This window comes from Halomonas sp. IOP_31 (genome assembly GCF_021151495.1).
Lineage (GTDB): Bacteria > Pseudomonadota > Gammaproteobacteria > Pseudomonadales > Halomonadaceae > Modicisalibacter > Modicisalibacter zincidurans.
On record NZ_JAIRBP010000004.1, the window covers coordinates 106,167 to 123,384 of the forward strand.

The 17,218-nt window shown below is 65.4% G+C and carries 17 protein-coding genes; 12 read left to right on the top strand and 5 right to left on the bottom strand.

All coding sequences use genetic code 11. The features are described 5' to 3' along the window. Window positions 1-95 precede the first annotated feature (95 nt). From K7I12_RS04015 to K7I12_RS04025, 3 genes are read left to right on the top strand one after another with little or no spacing between them, the layout of a single operon-like run. A complete protein-coding gene (locus K7I12_RS04015) occupies window positions 96-920 on the top strand; it encodes a glycosyltransferase family 2 protein (protein WP_051907333.1) in 825 nt (274 codons plus the stop codon). After that, window positions 917-1,204, top strand: coding sequence for a lipid-A-disaccharide synthase N-terminal domain-containing protein (locus K7I12_RS04020; RefSeq protein WP_031382615.1), 288 nt, complete (start codon window positions 917-919; stop codon window positions 1,202-1,204). Before K7I12_RS04015 ends, K7I12_RS04020 begins: the two co-directional genes overlap by 4 nt. Window positions 1,205-1,231: 27 nt before the next feature. Then, window positions 1,232-2,953 carry an ArnT family glycosyltransferase gene (locus K7I12_RS04025; RefSeq protein ID WP_031382614.1) on the top strand — a complete coding sequence of 574 codons (1,722 nt, stop codon included), beginning with the start codon at window positions 1,232-1,234 and terminating at the stop codon, window positions 2,951-2,953. A 6-nt stretch (window positions 2,954-2,959) separates the two neighbouring features. Here the strand turns inward: K7I12_RS04025 and K7I12_RS04030 are convergent, their stop codons facing one another. Then, entirely contained in the window at window positions 2,960-3,424 is a 465-nt protein-coding gene (locus tag K7I12_RS04030; protein ID WP_150113068.1) for a hypothetical protein, read from the bottom strand. Further along, window positions 3,408-4,295, bottom strand: coding sequence for a LysR substrate-binding domain-containing protein (locus tag K7I12_RS04035; protein WP_031382612.1), 888 nt, complete (start codon window positions 4,293-4,295; stop codon window positions 3,408-3,410). The genes K7I12_RS04030 and K7I12_RS04035 overlap by 17 nt, the downstream gene beginning before the upstream one ends. A gap of 122 nt (window positions 4,296-4,417) precedes the next feature. Between K7I12_RS04035 and K7I12_RS04040 the strand changes: the two genes are divergently transcribed. Together K7I12_RS04040 and K7I12_RS04045 are read left to right on the top strand one after the other, a co-directional pair. Then, window positions 4,418-5,605, top strand: a complete 1,188-nt coding sequence (locus K7I12_RS04040; protein WP_031382611.1) for a TauD/TfdA family dioxygenase — start codon at window positions 4,418-4,420, stop codon at window positions 5,603-5,605. A 126-nt stretch (window positions 5,606-5,731) separates the two neighbouring features. Continuing rightward, window positions 5,732-6,418, top strand: coding sequence for a TVP38/TMEM64 family protein (locus K7I12_RS04045; RefSeq protein ID WP_031382610.1), 687 nt, complete (start codon window positions 5,732-5,734; stop codon window positions 6,416-6,418). A gap of 19 nt (window positions 6,419-6,437) precedes the next feature. On the opposite strand, the gene K7I12_RS04050 is transcribed toward K7I12_RS04045, so the two are convergent. Further along, window positions 6,438-7,739 carry a glycosyltransferase gene (locus K7I12_RS04050; protein WP_031382609.1) on the bottom strand — a complete coding sequence of 434 codons (1,302 nt, stop codon included), beginning with the start codon at window positions 7,737-7,739 and terminating at the stop codon, window positions 6,438-6,440. Window positions 7,740-7,802: 63 nt separating this feature from the next. Beyond that, entirely contained in the window at window positions 7,803-8,744 is a 942-nt protein-coding gene (locus K7I12_RS04055; protein WP_031382608.1) for a LysR family transcriptional regulator, read from the bottom strand. A gap of 127 nt (window positions 8,745-8,871) precedes the next feature. Here K7I12_RS04055 and K7I12_RS04060 point away from each other — a divergent pair, with 127 nt between their 5' ends. Further along, window positions 8,872-9,948, top strand: coding sequence for a tartrate dehydrogenase (locus tag K7I12_RS04060; protein ID WP_031382607.1), 1,077 nt, complete (start codon window positions 8,872-8,874; stop codon window positions 9,946-9,948). A gap of 31 nt (window positions 9,949-9,979) precedes the next feature. Here the strand turns inward: K7I12_RS04060 and K7I12_RS04065 are convergent, their stop codons facing one another. Beyond that, entirely contained in the window at window positions 9,980-11,506 is a 1,527-nt protein-coding gene (locus tag K7I12_RS04065; protein WP_031382606.1) for a methyl-accepting chemotaxis protein, read from the bottom strand. A gap of 486 nt (window positions 11,507-11,992) precedes the next feature. Between K7I12_RS04065 and K7I12_RS04070 the strand changes: the two genes are divergently transcribed. The 6 genes from K7I12_RS04070 (at window position 11,993) to K7I12_RS04095 (ending at window position 17,186) form a co-directional block, all read left to right on the top strand. Continuing rightward, window positions 11,993-12,811 carry a DUF1338 domain-containing protein gene (locus tag K7I12_RS04070; RefSeq protein ID WP_031382605.1) on the top strand — a complete coding sequence of 273 codons (819 nt, stop codon included), beginning with the start codon at window positions 11,993-11,995 and terminating at the stop codon, window positions 12,809-12,811. Further along, window positions 12,801-13,796, top strand: a complete 996-nt coding sequence (locus K7I12_RS04075; RefSeq protein WP_231663096.1) for a succinylglutamate desuccinylase — start codon at window positions 12,801-12,803, stop codon at window positions 13,794-13,796. Before K7I12_RS04070 ends, K7I12_RS04075 begins: the two co-directional genes overlap by 11 nt. A gap of 259 nt (window positions 13,797-14,055) precedes the next feature. Then, on the top strand, window positions 14,056-14,826 hold the full coding sequence (locus K7I12_RS04080; protein ID WP_231663098.1) for an ABC transporter ATP-binding protein: 771 nt from the start codon (window positions 14,056-14,058) through the stop codon (window positions 14,824-14,826). 22 nt (window positions 14,827-14,848) lie between these two features. Further along, window positions 14,849-15,565 (top strand): ABC transporter permease, encoded by a 717-nt coding sequence (locus K7I12_RS04085; RefSeq protein ID WP_031382602.1) that lies wholly within the window; start codon window positions 14,849-14,851, stop codon window positions 15,563-15,565. Then, window positions 15,553-16,281 (top strand): ABC transporter permease, encoded by a 729-nt coding sequence (locus K7I12_RS04090; RefSeq protein ID WP_031382601.1) that lies wholly within the window; start codon window positions 15,553-15,555, stop codon window positions 16,279-16,281. Before K7I12_RS04085 ends, K7I12_RS04090 begins: the two co-directional genes overlap by 13 nt. Window positions 16,282-16,415: 134 nt before the next feature. Further along, complete coding sequence (locus tag K7I12_RS04095; protein ID WP_031382600.1) at window positions 16,416-17,186, top strand: transporter substrate-binding domain-containing protein; 771 nt, start codon at window positions 16,416-16,418, stop codon at window positions 17,184-17,186. The last annotated feature ends 32 nt before the right edge of the window (window positions 17,187-17,218 follow it).

A 17,218-nucleotide genomic window follows, 5' to 3' on the forward strand; every position in this document is an offset into this window, starting at 1 on the left:
TGATTACTGTTAGAGTACTTAGAAGGGCTTAAGGATAGCTTAAGGAAAATCTGCCAGACTGGCGACCTGCAATAGGGACATCATAGGGCTCCATCGTGACAGCACCGCAGCTTTCCATTCTGATACCCGCCAAAGATGAGGCCGGCAACCTGCCTACGTTGCTCGACGAGATTCAGGCCGCCCTTGCGGATACCGACTACGAGATTCTGGTAGTCGACGATGCCTCGCGAGATGGCAGCTGGGAATTGCTTTGTCGGCGCGCCGAGCAGGATGCTCGACTGCGGCCCTTTCGTCACGCGCGCAGCGCCGGGCAGAGCACCTCGATCTGGCAAGCCGCCGGTGCGGCGCGGGGATGCTGGCTGGCAATGCTGGATGGCGATGGCCAGAACGATCCCGCTGATCTTCCGAGGCTTTTCGAACGCGCCCAGCGAGGCGATGTCACGCTGGTCATCGGCCAACGCACCAACCGTCGCGACGACTGGCTCAAGCGGCTCTCCTCGCGGGTCGCCAACGGCGTTCGCGCGGCGCTGCTCGATGACGCCACGCCTGATACCGGATGCGGCCTCAAGGTCATACGCCGCCAGGCCTTTCTCGACCTACCCTACTTCGACCATATGCATCGCTTCACCCCCGCGCTGGTGCTGATGCAGGGGGGCAATTGTCTATCGCTACCAGTCAATCACCGCCCGCGCGGCAGCGGACGCTCGCATTACGGGCTCAACAATCGGTTATGGGCCGGCCTGGTCGATCTGCTGGGTGTCATGTGGCTGCATCGACGTTCGCGTTTGCCCGCGCCGCTGGAAAGCGTCAGCGGGCCGACAACCCTGAGCAATGACCTGAGTACTGGAGAGCCTGCTCTGCCCGAGCAGGCTCTCCAGAGGGCCGGTCATGCAAGCACCTTGAAGGGGGTATCTCGGTGAGTCAGGAGTGGTTGTGGATCACCATCGGCTTTCTTGGCCAGGCGCTGTTCTCGGCGCGCTTCATGGTCCAATGGATCGCCAGTGAACGCGCCAAGCGCAGCATCGTCCCCAAGGCTTTCTGGTTCTTCAGCCTGGGGGGCGGCGCCACACTGCTCGCCTATGCGCTGTATCGACAGGACCCGGTGTTCATCGTCGGCCAGGGGGCGGGGCTGTTCATCTATGTCCGCAATCTGATGCTGATTCACCGGGAGTCCCGCCTGGAACAGGAAACCTCACGCTCTTAGCCCATTTCCTTCGAATGGTGAGTAGCCATGCAACGCCCCGCTTACCTTCGCGGCAAGCAGCACCTTAGCGGACTGTTGGTGCTGATCGCAGCCGTGCTCTTGCTGGCCCTGGGCATCGGCCTGCGCGATCCATGGCCGGCCGACGAGCCGCGCTTTGCTCTCAACGCGCTGGAGATGCTCGATACCGGCAATTTCTGGATTCCCCATCGCGGCGGCGAGCCCTACCCCGACAAACCGCCGATCTTCATGTGGGCGTCGGCGGCGGCGATCGCCCTGACCGGATCGGTGCGGCTGGGCTTTCTGCTGCCCTCGCTGATCGGCGCGCTGGGCACGCTGGGATTGGTGATGGATCTCGCGCGGCGGCTCTATGGTCGACGCATCGCTACGCTCACCGGCATCGCGCTGCTGACCACCCTGCAGTTCGTGCTCCAGGCCAAGACCGCGCAGATCGACATGCTGGTAACGCTGTGGACCACTCTCGGCGCCTACGGGTTGTTGCGGCATGCCCTGCTGGGACCGGCGCGGCGCTGGTGGTACATCGGCTGCGTGGCGATGGGGCTGGGGGTTCTCACCAAGGGCGTGGGCTTTTTGCCATTGTTGATGCTGCCAGCCTGGGGGCTGCTGGCGTGGCGCGGCCAGGCCGTCCGCCTGGCCTGGAAGGACCTAGCACTGGGGGTATTGGTCCTCCTTGCGACCATCGCGCTGTGGGTGGTACCGATGGTGCTGATTACTACGCTGAGCGACGATCCGACCCTTGCCGCCTACCGCAACAACATCCTGTTCAAGCAGACCGGCGAGCGCTATGCCGAGTCCTGGCATCATCTCGAGCCCTGGTACTACTACCTCGTCATGGTAATTTCCTGGGCCTGGCTGCCATTGATCCTGGGGCTGCCCTGGCTGCTGCCCGCCTGGTGGCATCGCGCTCGCCGGCTCGATGCCCGGATACTGCTGCCGCTTAGCGGAGTGGTTCTGCTGGTCGTGTTCTTCTCGTTGTCGCCGGGCAAGCGTGGCATCTATGTACTGCCGGGGATTCCGCTGCTGGTGCTGGCCATGGCGCCGTTGCTGCCGGGCCTGCTGAGCAAGCGCTGGCTGCATTGGCTGGGCGCTGCACTGCTCGCCCTCCTCGGCGGCATTTTCCTGAGCGCAGGCCTGCTCGGCGCGGCCGGGTTGACGGCGCTCGCCGAACTGGCCGCGAAACACGACCTGTCGCCGTGGCTGTGGTGGATCGTGCTGGGCCTGAGTGCGGCGGCGCTGCTTTATTGGCTACGTCCGCGACGCGGCATGCTGGCGCTGGCCAGCTGGCTGGTGGTGTTCTGGGTACTGTGGTCGACCTGGGGCTATGCCCAGCTCGATGCCACCCGCTCGCCACGCGACATGATGCAACGCGTCGAACGGATCACCGGTGACGATACCTGGCTGGCGATGGTCGACTTCGACGAAGAATTCCTTCTGCAAACGCGCCAGCCGACCGTCCACTTCGGCAACGCCACCCCGCTGGGTCGGCAGTTGCAGCGCGCCTATGCCTGGCTGAATGCCCAGCCTCGGCAACGCTGGCTATTCATCGATCAGAATAGGGCTGATGAATTGCAATGCGCCGATCTTTCGCTGGCCCGTGACCTGGGGTTGCAGAATGGCGATCGCTGGTGGTTGATACCGGGCAAGGCCTTCGGGGGCTGCCAGGGCGACACCCAGGCAGCGCCACTGTATGTCGTGCCAACCAGCCTGGAAACATCGCCGGACGATCGCTGAGCGACATCACTGCGCACTCGACCAGTCCTGGCTGCGTGTAGGCGGGGTCGGTGCGGGGCAATCGAGCATATTCGTCGACCAGCTGTCGCTGCGCAATTGATGGCAGCGATCGGGGCCTTCCAGCGGGTCGCGAAGGGACCGGCGATCATCGCTCGACACGCCGTCGACGATCACTTCGACATTGGGCGCCCAGCCGGGACGGTTGCGATGGCCGTTCCGGTCTCCGCCAGTGTAGCCACGCCAGCGATCACGACCGTCTTGCCAACCCATGCGCGGGTCGTCGCGGTGCCGGTCGCTGCCCGACGTCTGACTGCCGAACGTGATGTCATGGCGCCGCTCGTCGGCGGCCGCCGGGAAAGGCGTCGCGAGCAACAGGATCCCGGCCAGCATGAGGCCACCGGTCAGCGTCGGCTTGTGCTTGAGTCGCATCGACTTCTCCCCTTCAGGCCTGCCTTCACGGTAGTTCGCCATTCGTCTCGCCACCATGTGCCACCAGCCAATCCCACAGCAGCAACGCCTCGGGGCGCGGTGAGCGACGCGCCGGGCGCACCAGCCAGAATCCCTCGTCGCTGGGTACGCTCAGGGCGAACGGTGCCACCAGGTCGGCACGCTTGGCCAGCAGGCTGCGGTGGGCCAGCGCCACGCCGCCACCGCGGGCCGCCAGCGACAGCGACATGACCTGACTGTCGCATATCAGCGAGCCGCACTGACGGTCGAGCCCGGGCACCCCGGCGCGCTCGAGCCAGGCCGACCAGCCCACGGCAAAGCCCACCGCATGAATCAGCGTCTCGCCGGCCAGCGCCTGCGGCGTGGCCAGGCGTTCCGCCGTTCCGGCCGAGCAGGCCGGCAAGAGTTCTTCGTCACCCAGCGAAAAAGCCACCGAGCCCTCCCAGTGGCCGAGCCCGTAACGGATCTCGATATCCGCGCCTTCGGGCCCGAAGTCATCGCGCCAGATCGCGCTGACCAGCCGCACCACCACCTGCGGGTGCCGGCGATGAAAGTCGAGCAGCAGCGGCGCCAGCCAGGTCTGCTGCATCACCGGCGTGGCACGCAGCGTGACCGGCGCCTCGACGCGCGGACCGAACACTTCGGCAGTGCCCTCGGCGAGCCGCGCGAAGCCCTCCTGTACGCTCGGCAGCCAGGCCCGACCGGCCGGAGTCAGCGTCAGGCTGCGCGCATGGCGGACGAAGAGCTTCTGACCGAGGCGATCCTCGAGCAGGCGGATGCGCTGACTGACCGCCGACTGGCTCACCGCCAGCTCCTGGCCGGCCTGGGTGAAACTCAAGGTACGCGCCGCGGCCTCGAAGGCCTGCAGCCACAACATCGGAGGCATGGAATCCATGGAAAAGGCAGCCATTAGCTTAGCTTGGTCATTGACCGTAGATTAATCGTTTGTCCAAGGCCCACGCAAACGTCAAGCTGTGTCGCTCAATCGCTATCGACGTTCGCAACAGGAGGCTACCGATGACCACTGCGCATCCCGATCACACCCAGCAGACAGTCACTCGCCTGCGCGTCGACATGGGCGAACTGTCGGCCTACGACGACGGCCCCGCCCTGAACGACGCCGTGGCGAGCGGCGCGCGTGTCACCGTGACCTGGGACGATGGCGTTCACGGCCACTTCCCGTTGCTGTGGCTGCGCGATCATTGCCCGTGCGCCGCCTGCCGCCACCCGCTGACCCGCGAGCGCCTCTACCTGCCGCTCGAGGGTATTTCCGGTGCGCCGAGCGTCGGCCTCGACGACGGCATCCTGCGTGTGGCATGGGCCGATGGCCATCTCAGTCACTACGATCCGGTCTGGCTTTATCAGCGCCGCCTCGCGGAGACCGGCACCCAGCACACGCAAGCGCTGCCGGCGCGCCGCCCCTGGGCGCGCGACTTCCGTCCTACCTGCGTCCGTCATGCCGATTTCCTCGACAGGCCAGGCGAGCGCGAATGGCTCGAGGCGCTGTTGCGCGACGGCCTGGTGCTGCTCGAGGACGGCCCGCTGGCCGACGAGGAGGTCAGCCGGCTGGCCGGGCGCATCGGGCCGATGCGCGCCACCAACTTCGGTGCGCGCTTCGACGTGCGCTCCAAGCCCAACCCCAACAACGCCGCCTACACGGCCATCGGCCTGGCGTTGCACTCCGACCTGCCCAACTGGCGCCAGCCGCCGGACATCCAGCTGCTGTATTGCCTGCAGAACGAAGCCGAGGGTGGCGAATCGATCTTCGCCGACGGTTTCGCGGTGGCCGAGGCCTTGCGTGACGCCGACCCCGAAGCGTTCCGCGTGCTCGCCGAGACGCCCATCGACTTCCGCTTCCAGGACGAGGAGCACGACATCGCGGTCCGCGCGGCGGTGATTCAGCTCGACGCCGACGGCAACCCGCTGGAAGTGCGCTTCAACAACTGGATCCGCGACACCCTGCGATTGCCGCTGGACAAGGTCGAAGCCTGGTACGCGGCCTACCAGCGTTTCTGGCAGTTGCTCCACGACCCGCAACACCAGATCGAGTTCGCCCTCGAGCCGGGCCAGATGATCGCCTTCGACAACCGTCGCGTGCTGCATGGCCGACGCGCCTTCGATCCCAATACCGGCACGCGTCACCTGCAGGGCACCTATCTCGACCTGGACCTGCTGGAATCACGCCTGCGCGTGCTGGCGCGCTGAGCGGCGGGCCCTACTGTCGCTTGCCCGGGCCTCGCCCCCGGGCACTTTATGGCCAGCAGTCGTTGGTCACCGGCGTTTATCCCAGTATCCTGAGCGCGAACTCCTTCGCGACGAGCTGCACCACCCATGAACCGCTCCCTGGGCCTCGTCATCGTCCTGCTGCTCGGCCTGGTCGGCCTGGGCCTGCTCTGGCAATGGCTGGCGATGAACGATGCACTGACCCCGCAACGACTGATGGAAATGACCCGCTATGCGCTGAGCTGGCGCGATTCGCCCTGGGCGGCGCCAGTGGTCATGGGCGTCTACGTCGCGGCGACGCTGATGGTCTTTCCGCTGAGTATCCTGGTGGCGGTGACCGGTTTGCTGTTCGGCCCGCTATGGGGCTTCGGCTACGCGCTCGTCGGCACTTTGCTGGCCTCGGCCGTCACCTACTGGGTGGGCCGCAAGCTCGGCCGCGAAGTGCTGCTGCGCCACGGCGGCAAGCACCTCAATGGCCTGGCCAAACGACTCGCCGGACGTGGCATCCGCACCATGACGGTGGTCAACCTGTTGCCGCTGGCGCCCTTCACGCTGACCAACATGATGGCCGGCGCCTTCCACCTGCGCTTTCGCGATTACATGGTCGGTTCGCTGATCGGGATCATCCCCGGGCTGGTCGGCGTCACGCTGCTGGGCAGTCAGCTCAGAGAGCTGATTACCGCCGAGAATCGCAGCGAACTGGCGTGGGCATTGGGCGGAATCGCACTAGGCATACTGGTGCTGGTCGCGCTCAAGCGTTACGCGGATCGCAAGCAGCGCTCGCGCCGCCTGTAATGGCGCTGAGCGTCGCCGGTCATTTCTGCGGCGCTTCCGACTCGTCCTGCTTGACCAGCGGCAGGCCGAACATCGGCTCGTCCTGCAGCATCGAGCGCAACACCCGACCGCGATGGCGCAGCAACTGCCATTCCGCCTCGAGCCGGCCGCGGACGCGCTCCCAGGCCCCGTCGTCGGCATGGCTGACCGGGCCGCCGGCGGCGATCACCCGCCGATAGACCGCCAGGCAGGAATCCGCGCAGCACGCCTCGTCGCACGCCTCGGCGGTCGCCAACGCACCTTCGCGCAGCACCTCGCGCAACGCCGGGTCGATGAGCTTGTCGAGCGCCTCGCCGAATGCGGCGATATCGTCGCGCGCCAGTGACAGGCCGTTCTCGCCGTGGCGCAGCACTTCGCGCACCCCCGAGGCGTCGATCGCCACCACCGGCAGTCCCGCCGCCATCGCCTCGACCAGCACCATGCCCTGGGTTTCGCTGTGCGAGGCGAAGGCGAACACATCCATGGCATGATAGGCGTCGATCAACGCCTGATCGTGCAGCTTGCCGGAAAAGTGGAAGCGATCGGCCACACCCTGCTGGGCCGCCGCGCCGTGCATGGCGGCGCGCGCATCGCCATCGCCGACGATCAGAAAATGCGCCTCCGGGTGGCCGGCCAGCCAATCGGCCACCGCACGAGCCAGGAATGGCAGATTCTTTTCCTGGGCCAGGCGGCCGACGTGCCCCACCAGGTAGGCCGACTCGGGAATGCCCATCCGCCGGCGCAGCGCCCGGCCGTCGCCATTGGCGAAGCGGCGCGTGTCGACGCCGCTGGGCACCACGTACACGGCGCTGTTGGCGCCACGCCGGAACAGCAGACTGCGCGTGCTCTCGCTGGGGGCGATCACCGCATCGCAAAGATGGGTGTACTCGGTGGACAGCGCGACGGCGAAACGCTGCATGCGCGGCGAATCGCCCGGCACGTAGTGGGTGTAGTGTTCGTAGAGCGTGTGGTGGGTGAACACCAGCGGCAAGCCGTAGGTCTCGGCGGCCCGCGCGGCGGTATCGCCGAGCAGGAACGGGTGATGCGAATGGACGATGTCGGGTTCGAAGGCCTCGATGGCCTCGTAGAGCTGGCCGGGAATCGGCACCGGCAGCGAGAAATCGCTGCCGTTGAAGTGCTGCACCGCCGCCACACGGATCACGTCCGGCTCATGCCGCGGCTGGCCCTGCAGCTTGGGCGCCACCACCAATACCCGATGCCCTTCGGCCTGCAGGCGTCCCTTGAGTCGCTGGACCGACTCGCTGACGCCGCCCACGATCGGCCGATAAGTATTGGTAAACATGAGGATATTCAAGCCTTCGTCTCCCTTGGCACTCAGCACGCCCATGGGCGGGTGCACATCATATCAGGCCGAGCCGTGCTTGCCTGCTTTCGGGCTGCCGACATCCTGGGGCGGCACGCGTCCGGGCAGGTTGTCTTCAAGGTAGGCGATAAAGGCCCGTAACCGCGCGGGTAAATGCCGACGCGGCTCGTAGACGGCGTAGAAATCGGCCGCCACGCCGTGCCAGTCCGGCAGCAGGGCCTGCAGCTCGCCCCGTTGCAGGTAAGGGTAAACGTCCCACCATGAACGCAGCATGACGCCGTGGCCGTCCAGCGCCAGCCGCGTGACCACCTCGGCATCGTTGCTGGCCAGCCGCCCGCCGACCTTGATCGCCGCCGTCTCGTCGCCGCGATCGAAGCGCCACAGGGCATAGCCGCTGTCGTTCTCGCGCACCACCAGGCAGTCGTGGCCGGCCAGTTCGCGCGGATGCGCCGGCGCCGCGCGATGGGCCAGGTAGCTCGGGGCCGCACACAGCACCCGCCGATTGGCCAGGACACGCCGCGCCACCACGCGGGCATCCGGCGGCGGACCGACACGGATGCCCACATCGAAACCGTGATCGGCCAGATTGAGCGGGAAATTGGTCAATTCGAGCAGCACCTCGAGACGCGGATGCTCGGCGGTGAAGCGCGAGATCAGCGGCGCGACGTGGCGCCGGCCGAAGCCGAATGTCGCGTTGATCCGCAATTGGCCGCTGAGCACAGCCTGACGCGTGCTCAGCGTGCCTTCGAGCTCACCGAGATCATCGAGGATCGCCGCGCCGCGACGCCGGTAGAGCTCGCCCTCCGCGGTCAGCGTCAGTCGGCGCGTGGTGCGGCTGGCGAGTTCGACGCCAAGCCGCGCCTCGAGTTGCTTGAGACGCTTGCTTACCGCCGACAGCGACATGCCCAGTTCCTGCGCGGTAGCGGTGAGGCTGCCGCAGCGGGCCAGCTGCTGAAAGAACGCCAGGTCGTCGAGCGGCGTCATGAGGCGCGCTATTCTCCACTTTTCCGCAACAATGACTTGCATTCTAGCCTGATTATCTCGGCGCACCCAGGGTCTAGACTGGTGGACAGACGCCCACCGATCAACCAACGCATCAGGAGACGTTCCCATGAGTCACAAGATTGCCGTAATGGCCGGCGATGGCATCGGTCGCGAAGTAATGCCGGAAGGCCTTCGCGTGCTCAAGATCGCCGCCGAGCGCTTCGGTATCGCGCTGGATTTCAAGCACTTCGATTTCGCCAGCTGCGACTACTATCGCGAACACGGCAAGATGCTACCCGACGACTGGCGCGACACGCTCGGCGGTTTCGATGCGCTGTTCTACGGGGCGGTCGGCTGGCCCGACACGGTTCCCGACCATGTTTCGCTGTGGGGCTCGCTGTTGCAGTTCCGGCGCGGTTTCGATCAGTACATCAACCTGCGCCCGTGCCGCTCGATGCCCGGCATCAAGAGCCCGCTCGCCGATCGTCAGCCCGGCGACATCGACTTCTACGTGGTCCGCGAGAACACCGAGGGCGAATACTCGAGCATCGGCGGCAGGATGTTCGAAGGCACCGAACGCGAAGTGGTCATCCAGGAGACCGTGATGAGCCGCATCGGCATCGACCGGGTGCTCAAGTACGCCTTCGAGCTGGCCGCCCGGCGCCCGCGCCACAAGCTGACTTCGGCGACCAAGTCCAATGGCATCTCGATCACCATGCCTTACTGGGACGAGCGCGTGGCGGCGATGGCCAGGACCTACCCCGACGTCACTGTCGACAAGTTCCACATCGACATTCTCGCCGCCAACTTCGTCCTGCATCCCGACTGGTTCGACGTGGTGGTGGGCAGCAATTTGTTCGGCGACATCCTCTCCGACCTGGGCCCGGCGTGTACCGGCACCATCGGCGTCGCGCCCTCGGCCAACATCAACCCCGAGGGTCATTTCCCCAGCCTGTTCGAGCCGGTCCACGGCAGCGCGCCGGACATCGCCGGGCGCGGCATCGCCAACCCCATCGGCCAGATCTGGTCAGGCGCGATGATGCTCGAGCACCTCGGCCACGAGGACGCCGGCCGGGCGATCGTCGACGCCATCGAGGCGGTGCTCGCCGCGGGGCCGCAGCAGGCGCCACTGACGCCCGATCTAAAGGGCAAAGGCAGCACCGAAGCGCTCGGCAAGGCGATCGCCGAAAAACTGGCCGGCTGAACGCGATCAAGTCGCCCGACCGAACGGTCCCTCAGGCGTTATCGATGACCCGAAAGCGCGCCACCGCTTCATACAGCTGGCCCGACTGATCTTCCAGCGAACCCGCGGCGGCGGCGGCCTGCTGGACCAGCGCGGCGTTCTGCTGAGTCACCTGGTCCATTTGCGTCACCGCCTGACTGACCTGCTCGATCCCCGACGACTGCTCATTGGACGCCGCGGAGATTTCACCCATCAGGTCGCTGACCCGCTGGGCGCTGTCGCGGATTTCGCTCATCGCGCTGTCGGCCTGGTCGACCAGCTTCGCCCCGGTGTTGACTTGGCCCACCGAGCTTTCGATCAACGCCTTGATGTCGCTGGCGGCCTTGGCCGAGCGACCGGCCAGGTTGCGCACTTCGCTGGCGACCACCGCGAAACCGCGACCCTGCTCGCCGGCGCGCGCCGCCTCCACCGAGGCGTTGAGCGCCAGCAGGTTGGTCTGGAAGGCGATGCCGTCGATCAGCGTGATGATGTCGGCGATCTTGCCGGAGCTTTCGCGGATATCGCCCATCGTGGTGACCACCCGTGAAATCACTGCCTGGCCGCTGGCCACGGACTCCGTGGTCTGGGCGGCGAGCCGGTTGGCCTGGCCGGCGTTGTCGGCGTTCTGGCTGACGGTCGAGGTCAGCTGCTCCATGCTCGCGGCGGTCTCGGCCAGCGAGGCCGCCTGCTCTTCGGTGCGCGCCGAAAGGTCGTTGTTGCCGGTGGCGATCTCGCGGGTGCCGGTGTCGATCGACTCGCTGGCGCGGCGGATCCCCGCGATGGTCGCCGCCAGTTCGCCGCGCATGCGCTCGATGGCGTACATCAGGCTGCTGGTGTCGCCAGCGCGTAGCGGCGTCGGCCGGGTCAGGTCGCCGTCGGCGATGCGCCCGACCACGTCGGCCGCCGCACGCGGCTCGCCGCCCAGGCTGCTGTAGACGTTGCGAATCAACACCAGAAACACGGCCGTCAAGGCACCGCCGGCGATCAGCAGAATCGCCGCATATTGCCAGAGCTTGCCGATAAAGGCCGACTCGATATCATCCGTGTAGACGCCTGCCGCCATGTTCCACCCCCAAGGCTCGAAGCGCTCGACGTAGCTGAGCTTGGAGAGCAACGTCTTGTCCTCGGCGCTGCGCTGCGAGTGATAGGGCAAGTAACCGCCCTCCGAGGCTAGGCTGGCCAGATCGCGATAGACCGCCACGCCATTGGGGTCTTGATAGTCGCGCATGCTGGTGCCCGCTTCGCGACGCGGGTGGTAAACGATATCCGCGTTCGCATCGAACACGAACACATAGTTGTCGCGCTCCTCACCGAAGCGCATGCTATCGAGCGCCGCGATAGCCCGTTGCTGGGCGTCCGCCTGCCCCATCGCACCCGCCGACACTTGTGTCGCATAGCCCTCGAGCAGCGTATTCACCATGCCGACGACGTTGTACAGCGACCGCTGGCGGTCTTCGTACATGGTGTTGCGGCTCTGCCAGGCCATGCCGACGACGATAGCGATCATCACCAGCCACATCAGCGCCAGGGTCAGCCACATCTTCTTCTTGAGCGTCCAGCCTGCCAAACTGGGGAACGAGCGACTCGACGCTCCCCGAGAAGCACCCGCCCGGGAGCGACTCCCGTCATGCACCATCACCGCGCTACTCGCTGCCATCGTCTGCCCTCGCCTCTGCGTCTCGCCCATGTGGACTACCGTCTTATCGGCATCCCGGCTCGGACCTGAAGCGAGGCGGGCCATTTACCGCCCCGACGCCTCTTCAATGGCGCCGCGGAGCTGCCAGGGTTGATAGGGGCACGACCCCGAGCCTCAAGCGGGCCGGACGGTTTTCATTATCGCACCCGCCATTTTCATCAGCTCGACGTGAGCCCTTGCCGCATGTACAACCCCGCCGGATGGTAAGGCATCGCGGTGGCTAATCGGGCATTCGCCCGGCTACTGGCCAGTCAGCCGCAGCGCGTCTTTTCAGACCGCAGGATTTCAGACACCACGAGCCCGGATCACAAGAAAACAGACAGGCATGCCATGACACTCGAGACCTTCTTCGCCCAGTTGTGGGACGACTACATCGCCATGACGCCCCAGGCGCAGCGCATCCACGATGCATTCATCGCCGACGGCGAGACCATCATCAACGATCACGTCGCCTTTCGGACCTTCGATCGCGGGCCGATCACGTTGAGCGACCTGGAACCGCACCTGCTGGCACTGGGCTATACCCGCTACGAGCCCTACGACTTCGCGGCCAAGAAGCTGCGCGCCTATGGCTACCTGCCGCCGGCCGACGATCAGCCGCGGGTGTTTCTCTCCGAACTCAAGTGCGACGAGCTCTCGGACTCCGCCCAGCGCATCATCGACGCTCTCGTCGCCCAGATCGATCCCGCCCGGGTCGCCACCCCCGACGTGATGTGGGCCGGTCGGCTGTGGGACGCGCCGAGCTTCGAGGACTACCAGGCCTTGATGGCAGAGAGCGAGTACGCCGCCTGGCTGGCCATCATCGGCCTGCGCGCCAATCACTTCACCATCAGCGTCAATCAGTTCAGGACCTACGACAGCGTCGAGAAGGTGCTGGCCAAGGTCGAGTCGCTGGGACTGGGCATCAACGAATCGGGCGGTCGCATCAAGGGCTCCCCCGAGGTCCTGCTCGAACAGGGCTCGACGCTGGCCGACCGGGTCGAGTTCACCTTCGCCGGCGGCCAGGTCGAGAAGATCCCCAGTTGCTACTACGAATTCGCCAAGCGTTACCACGGCACCGACGGCACGCTTTATCAAGGCTTCGTTGCCGCCAGCGCCGACAAGATCTTCGAATCCACCGACATCCGCGGCGACCGGCATGCTGGCTGAATGGCTGACCCTGACGCTGGATGGCGAGGCGCCTGACGCGCGCCAGGGTCGTCTGCCCTTCGCCCGCTACGTGGTCCATGCCCCCGGCGTCCTCGAACTGATACCCAGCGCCGCGCGCCAGCAGGCGCGGGCCTGCGTGCTGTCGGCGGGCATCCACGGCAACGAGACGGCGCCGATCGAGCTGCTCGGCGAGTTGCTCGCGCGGCTCGAAGCCGGCCTGCTGCGTGTCGGTGCGCCGACGCTGATCATTCTCGGCAACATTCCCGCGCTACGCGCCGGCGAGCGCTTCACCGCGACCAATCTCAACCGGCTGTTCGACCGTGAGCAACGCGCCGACGGCGACGAGGCGCAGCGCGCACGCCAACTGATGGCGGCGGTGGATGACTTCTACGCGCGCCACTCGCAGCCCAGGCTGCACTACGACCTGCACACGGCGATCCGCGATAGCCGCTATCCGCTGTTCGCCGTCGAGCCGTATACCCAGGAGGCCGCGACCGATGCCGAGCAGTGGCGCTGGCTGGCGGCCGCGGGCATCCAGGCGGTGCTGCATCAGCATCGCCACAGCTGGACCTTCTCGCACTACTCGCGCCACTACCACGCGGCTCAAGCGTTTACCCTGGAACTCGGCAAGGTGCGCGCCTTCGGCGACAATGACCTCGGCGCGCTGCGCCCGATGCGTCAGCTGCTCGAAGCGCTGGTCGAAGGACGCGAGCCCAGCGGCGGCGATCCGCAGGCCATGGCCTTCTTCCAGGTCGAGCACGAGTTGATGCGCCAGGCCGAGAATTTCAAGCTGTGCTTCGCCGACGCTACGCCGAACTTCACCGAGTTCGCCGCCGGCACCCGGCTGGCCGCGGACGCCGTGGCCGGTGACTTCGTCGTCGACTCGGCGCCCCTGGCGGTAGTGTTTCCCAACGCGGCCGTCGAGATCGGCGCCCGCGCCGCGCTGCTGGTGCGCCCGACGCCGCCACCGCAGATCGGCGGCTGACCCCAACGCCTGACACTCGGTACGGCCCTGCGCCGTCGTCGAATGGATCGAAGACAACAACAAGACAGAGGCACTCATGCCCCCGATAGCGTATCTCGACCAGACTCTCTTTCGACCAAAGTCGAATAATCAGACGTCACGCCGGTTCTGATCCCGGGCCGAGCGCCTGTTAGAATCGCTGCTTTTTCGCGCCGGCCTCGTTAGCCTTTCCTGTTCAATGCCGACCGCACCGGCAAGATCCGTCACTGGAGCCCGACTCATGGCCGCACCCCCCCTGCCACTGGAAGTAATCAATCTCAAGAAGCGCTTCGGCGACAACGAGGTGCTCAAGGGTCTGTCACTCAAGGCCCACAAGGGCGACGTCATCAGCATGATCGGCGCGTCCGGCTCGGGAAAGAGCACCTTCCTGCGCTGCATGAACCTGCTCGAACAGCCCGACGAGGGCGAGCTGATCGTTCACGGCGAGTCGATCGATTTCAAGCAGACCCGCCGCGGTCGCGAACCCGCCGACTGGCGCCAGGTCGAGCGCATCCGCGCCAAGCTGTCGATGGTCTTTCAGGGCTTCAACCTGTGGGCCCACATGACCCTGATCGAGAACGTCGTCGAGGCACCCATTCACGTGCTCGGCAAGCCCAGGAAGGCAGCCCTAGAGCATGGCCGCGCCCTGCTCGACCGGGTCGGCCTGCTGGAGCGCGCCGACTATTACCCGACCCAGATGTCCGGCGGTCAGCAGCAGCGCGGGGCGATCGCCCGCGCGCTGGCCATGGAGCCCGAGGTGATGCTGTTCGACGAGCCGACCTCGGCGCTCGATCCGGAGCTGGTCGGCGATGTGCTCAAGGTCATGCGCGATCTCGCCGAAGAGGGCCGCACCATGATCGTGGTCACCCACGAGATGAGCTTCGCCCGCGACGTTTCCAACCAGGTGATCTACCTGCACCAGGGGTTGATCGAGGAGGCCGGCGCGCCCGCCGAGGTACTGGAAAACCCACAGTCGGAACGCCTCAAGCAGTTCCTGGCGCCCAAGTTCTGAGAGCTGGCTGGAGACACTTCCCATGATCGACCTGCAAGGTTACGGGCCACGCCTCGCGGAAGGCGCGCTGGTCACCATCGAGCTGGCCCTGCTGTCGCTGCTGCTGTCGGTGATCCTCGGTCTGCTCACCGCCAGTGCCAAGATGTCGCGCAACTGGCTGGCGCATCGCATCGGTACGCTCTACACCACGCTGATTCGCGGAGTCCCGGATCTGGTGCTGATGATGTTGCTGTTCTTCGGCGGCCAGATCGGCATCAACATGATCACCGATTGGCTCTACTACCAGTTCGATATCGACATCTTTATCAATATCAATGAGTTCGTCGCCGGCGTGGCGACCATCGGGCTGATCTTCGGCGCCTACATGGGCGAGACCTTCCGCGGCGCCTTCATGGCGGTGGACGAAGGCCAGATCGAGGCGGCCCGCGCCTACGGCATGTCCGAGTCGCTGATGTTCCGCCGCGTGCGCTTCCCGCAGATGATGCGCCACGCGCTGCCGGGACTATCCAACAACTGGATGGTACTGCTCAAGACCACGGCGCTGGTGTCGGTGATCGGTCTCACCGACATGGTGCGGGTCGCCGAGGAAGCCGCCAAGGCCACCCGTGAACCGTTCACCTTCCTGATTCCGGTGGCGGCGATCTACCTGCTGATCGCCAGCGTCTCGGAGTGGTTCTTCGCGCGCCTGCAGAAGCGCTACAACGTCGGCTTCGGAGGGGGTGACGAATGGAACAACTGAACGCCTGGTTGACCGACCTGCTGGCCGGCAACGAGATCTTCACCGCCAACACCCTCGGCTATTACGCCGAGGGCCTGGCGACCACCGTGCAACTGGTCTCCCTGTCGTTGCTGATCGGTCTGGTGCTGGCGGTACCGCTGGCCATCGGCCGGGGCTCCAAGCGTCCCTGGATCAAGTGGCCGATCTTCTTCTATGCCTACGTGTTCCGCGGCACGCCGCTGCTGATTCAGCTCTACATCATCTATTACGGCGTGGTCTTCGTGGAGGGCATCCAGGATACCTGGCTATGGCTGATCCTCGAGGAACCCTTCTATCCCGCGCTGATCGCCTTCACGCTGAATACCGCGGCGTATACCACCGAGATATTCCACGGTGCGATCAAGGCCACGGCCAGGGGCGAAATCGAGGCGGCGCGCGCCTATGGCATGTCGCGGGCCAAGATGATGCGGCGGATCATCCTGCCCAGCGCCTTCCGCCGCGCCCTGCCGGCCTACGGCAACGAGGTGATCTTCATGCTCCAGGCCAGCGCCATCGCCAGTGTGGTAACGATCATGGACCTCACCGGCGCGGCACGTTTCGTCTATGCGCGCTTCTACGCGCCCTTCGAGGCCTTCCTGTTCGTGGCGGCGATCTACCTGTGCCTGACCTTCTCGATCATCTACTTCTTCCGTCACCTGGAGAAACGGCTGCTGGCCCATCTCAAGCCGCAAGGTTGAGACCGGACTGAAACGAGCGTTGGAAAAGTGCTGATCTCAAGTGCTTTTCCCTCTTCCGACCCGGCGCGTGGTGAGATAACGTTAGCGGGTCATCGGCCAAGGTCGATCAATACAAGAACGGGGAATTACTACTCATGAAGAAACTGCTTTCCATTACCCTGCTGGGCGCCGCCCTGCTGACCGGCACCGTGCAGGCCCAGGAAGAAACGGTGCGCATCGCCGTCGACGTGCCCTACGAACCGATGGAATACCGTCTGCCGAGTGGCGAACTGACCGGTTTCGACATCGAACTGGGCAACGCCCTGTGCAAGGAGATCGGCATCGATTGCGAATGGGTCGTACAAGGCTGGGACGGCATCATTCCCGGTCTGCTGTCGCGCAAGTACGACGCGATCATGTCGTCGATGACCATCAACGAGCAGCGCCGCAAACAGGTGCTGTTCTCCGACCCGTACTTCATGCCGCCCTCGGCCTGGTTCGTACCGGCCAAGAGCGACATCCGCACCCCGGCCAAGGAGACCCTCGAAGGCAAGAGCATCGGTGTGCAGCGCGGCACCCTGCAGGACAATTACGCCACCGACATGTACGGCGATGTCGCCAACATCAAGCGCTACTCCACCGCCGGCGACATGGTGCTGGACATGGAATCGAATCGCCTGGATATCGTGTTTCTCGACTTCCCGGTCGGCAAGTCCACGCTGATCGACAGCGAAGAGGGTAACTACAAGGTGGTCGGCGGCATGATCACCGAGCCCAAGAAATACTTCGGCGACGGCTTCGGTATCGCCTTCCGCCAGCGCGACAAGGAGCTTGCCCAGAAGTTCAACGACGCTCTTGCCACGCTCAAGGAAAAAGGCACCTACGACGAGATCTTCCAGAAGTACTTCGGCACCAAGAAGCAGTAAGCGTGATCTTGGCCTTGAAGGTCTTGTCCTTG

Coding starts and splice junctions, on each gene's coding strand:
- K7I12_RS04075 (WP_231663096.1), top strand. CDS start 12,801: ATGCTGGCTGAATGGCTGACCCTGACGCTGGATGGCGAGGCGCCTGAC.
- K7I12_RS04070 (WP_031382605.1), top strand. CDS start 11,993: ATGACACTCGAGACCTTCTTCGCCCAGTTGTGGGACGACTACATCGCC.
- K7I12_RS04090 (WP_031382601.1), top strand. CDS start 15,553: ATGGAACAACTGAACGCCTGGTTGACCGACCTGCTGGCCGGCAACGAG.
- K7I12_RS04080 (WP_231663098.1), top strand. CDS start 14,056: ATGGCCGCACCCCCCCTGCCACTGGAAGTAATCAATCTCAAGAAGCGC.
- K7I12_RS04060 (WP_031382607.1), top strand. CDS start 8,872: ATGAGTCACAAGATTGCCGTAATGGCCGGCGATGGCATCGGTCGCGAA.
- K7I12_RS04030 (WP_150113068.1), bottom strand. CDS start 3,424: ATGGCGAACTACCGTGAAGGCAGGCCTGAAGGGGAGAAGTCGATGCGA.
- K7I12_RS04035 (WP_031382612.1), bottom strand. CDS start 4,295: ATGGATTCCATGCCTCCGATGTTGTGGCTGCAGGCCTTCGAGGCCGCG.
- K7I12_RS04085 (WP_031382602.1), top strand. CDS start 14,849: ATGATCGACCTGCAAGGTTACGGGCCACGCCTCGCGGAAGGCGCGCTG.
- K7I12_RS04065 (WP_031382606.1), bottom strand. CDS start 11,506: ATGTGGCTGACCCTGGCGCTGATGTGGCTGGTGATGATCGCTATCGTC.
- K7I12_RS04055 (WP_031382608.1), bottom strand. CDS start 8,744: ATGACGCCGCTCGACGACCTGGCGTTCTTTCAGCAGCTGGCCCGCTGC.
- K7I12_RS04050 (WP_031382609.1), bottom strand. CDS start 7,739: ATGTTTACCAATACTTATCGGCCGATCGTGGGCGGCGTCAGCGAGTCG.
- K7I12_RS04040 (WP_031382611.1), top strand. CDS start 4,418: ATGACCACTGCGCATCCCGATCACACCCAGCAGACAGTCACTCGCCTG.
- K7I12_RS04045 (WP_031382610.1), top strand. CDS start 5,732: ATGAACCGCTCCCTGGGCCTCGTCATCGTCCTGCTGCTCGGCCTGGTC.
- K7I12_RS04095 (WP_031382600.1), top strand. CDS start 16,416: ATGAAGAAACTGCTTTCCATTACCCTGCTGGGCGCCGCCCTGCTGACC.
- K7I12_RS04025 (WP_031382614.1), top strand. CDS start 1,232: ATGCAACGCCCCGCTTACCTTCGCGGCAAGCAGCACCTTAGCGGACTG.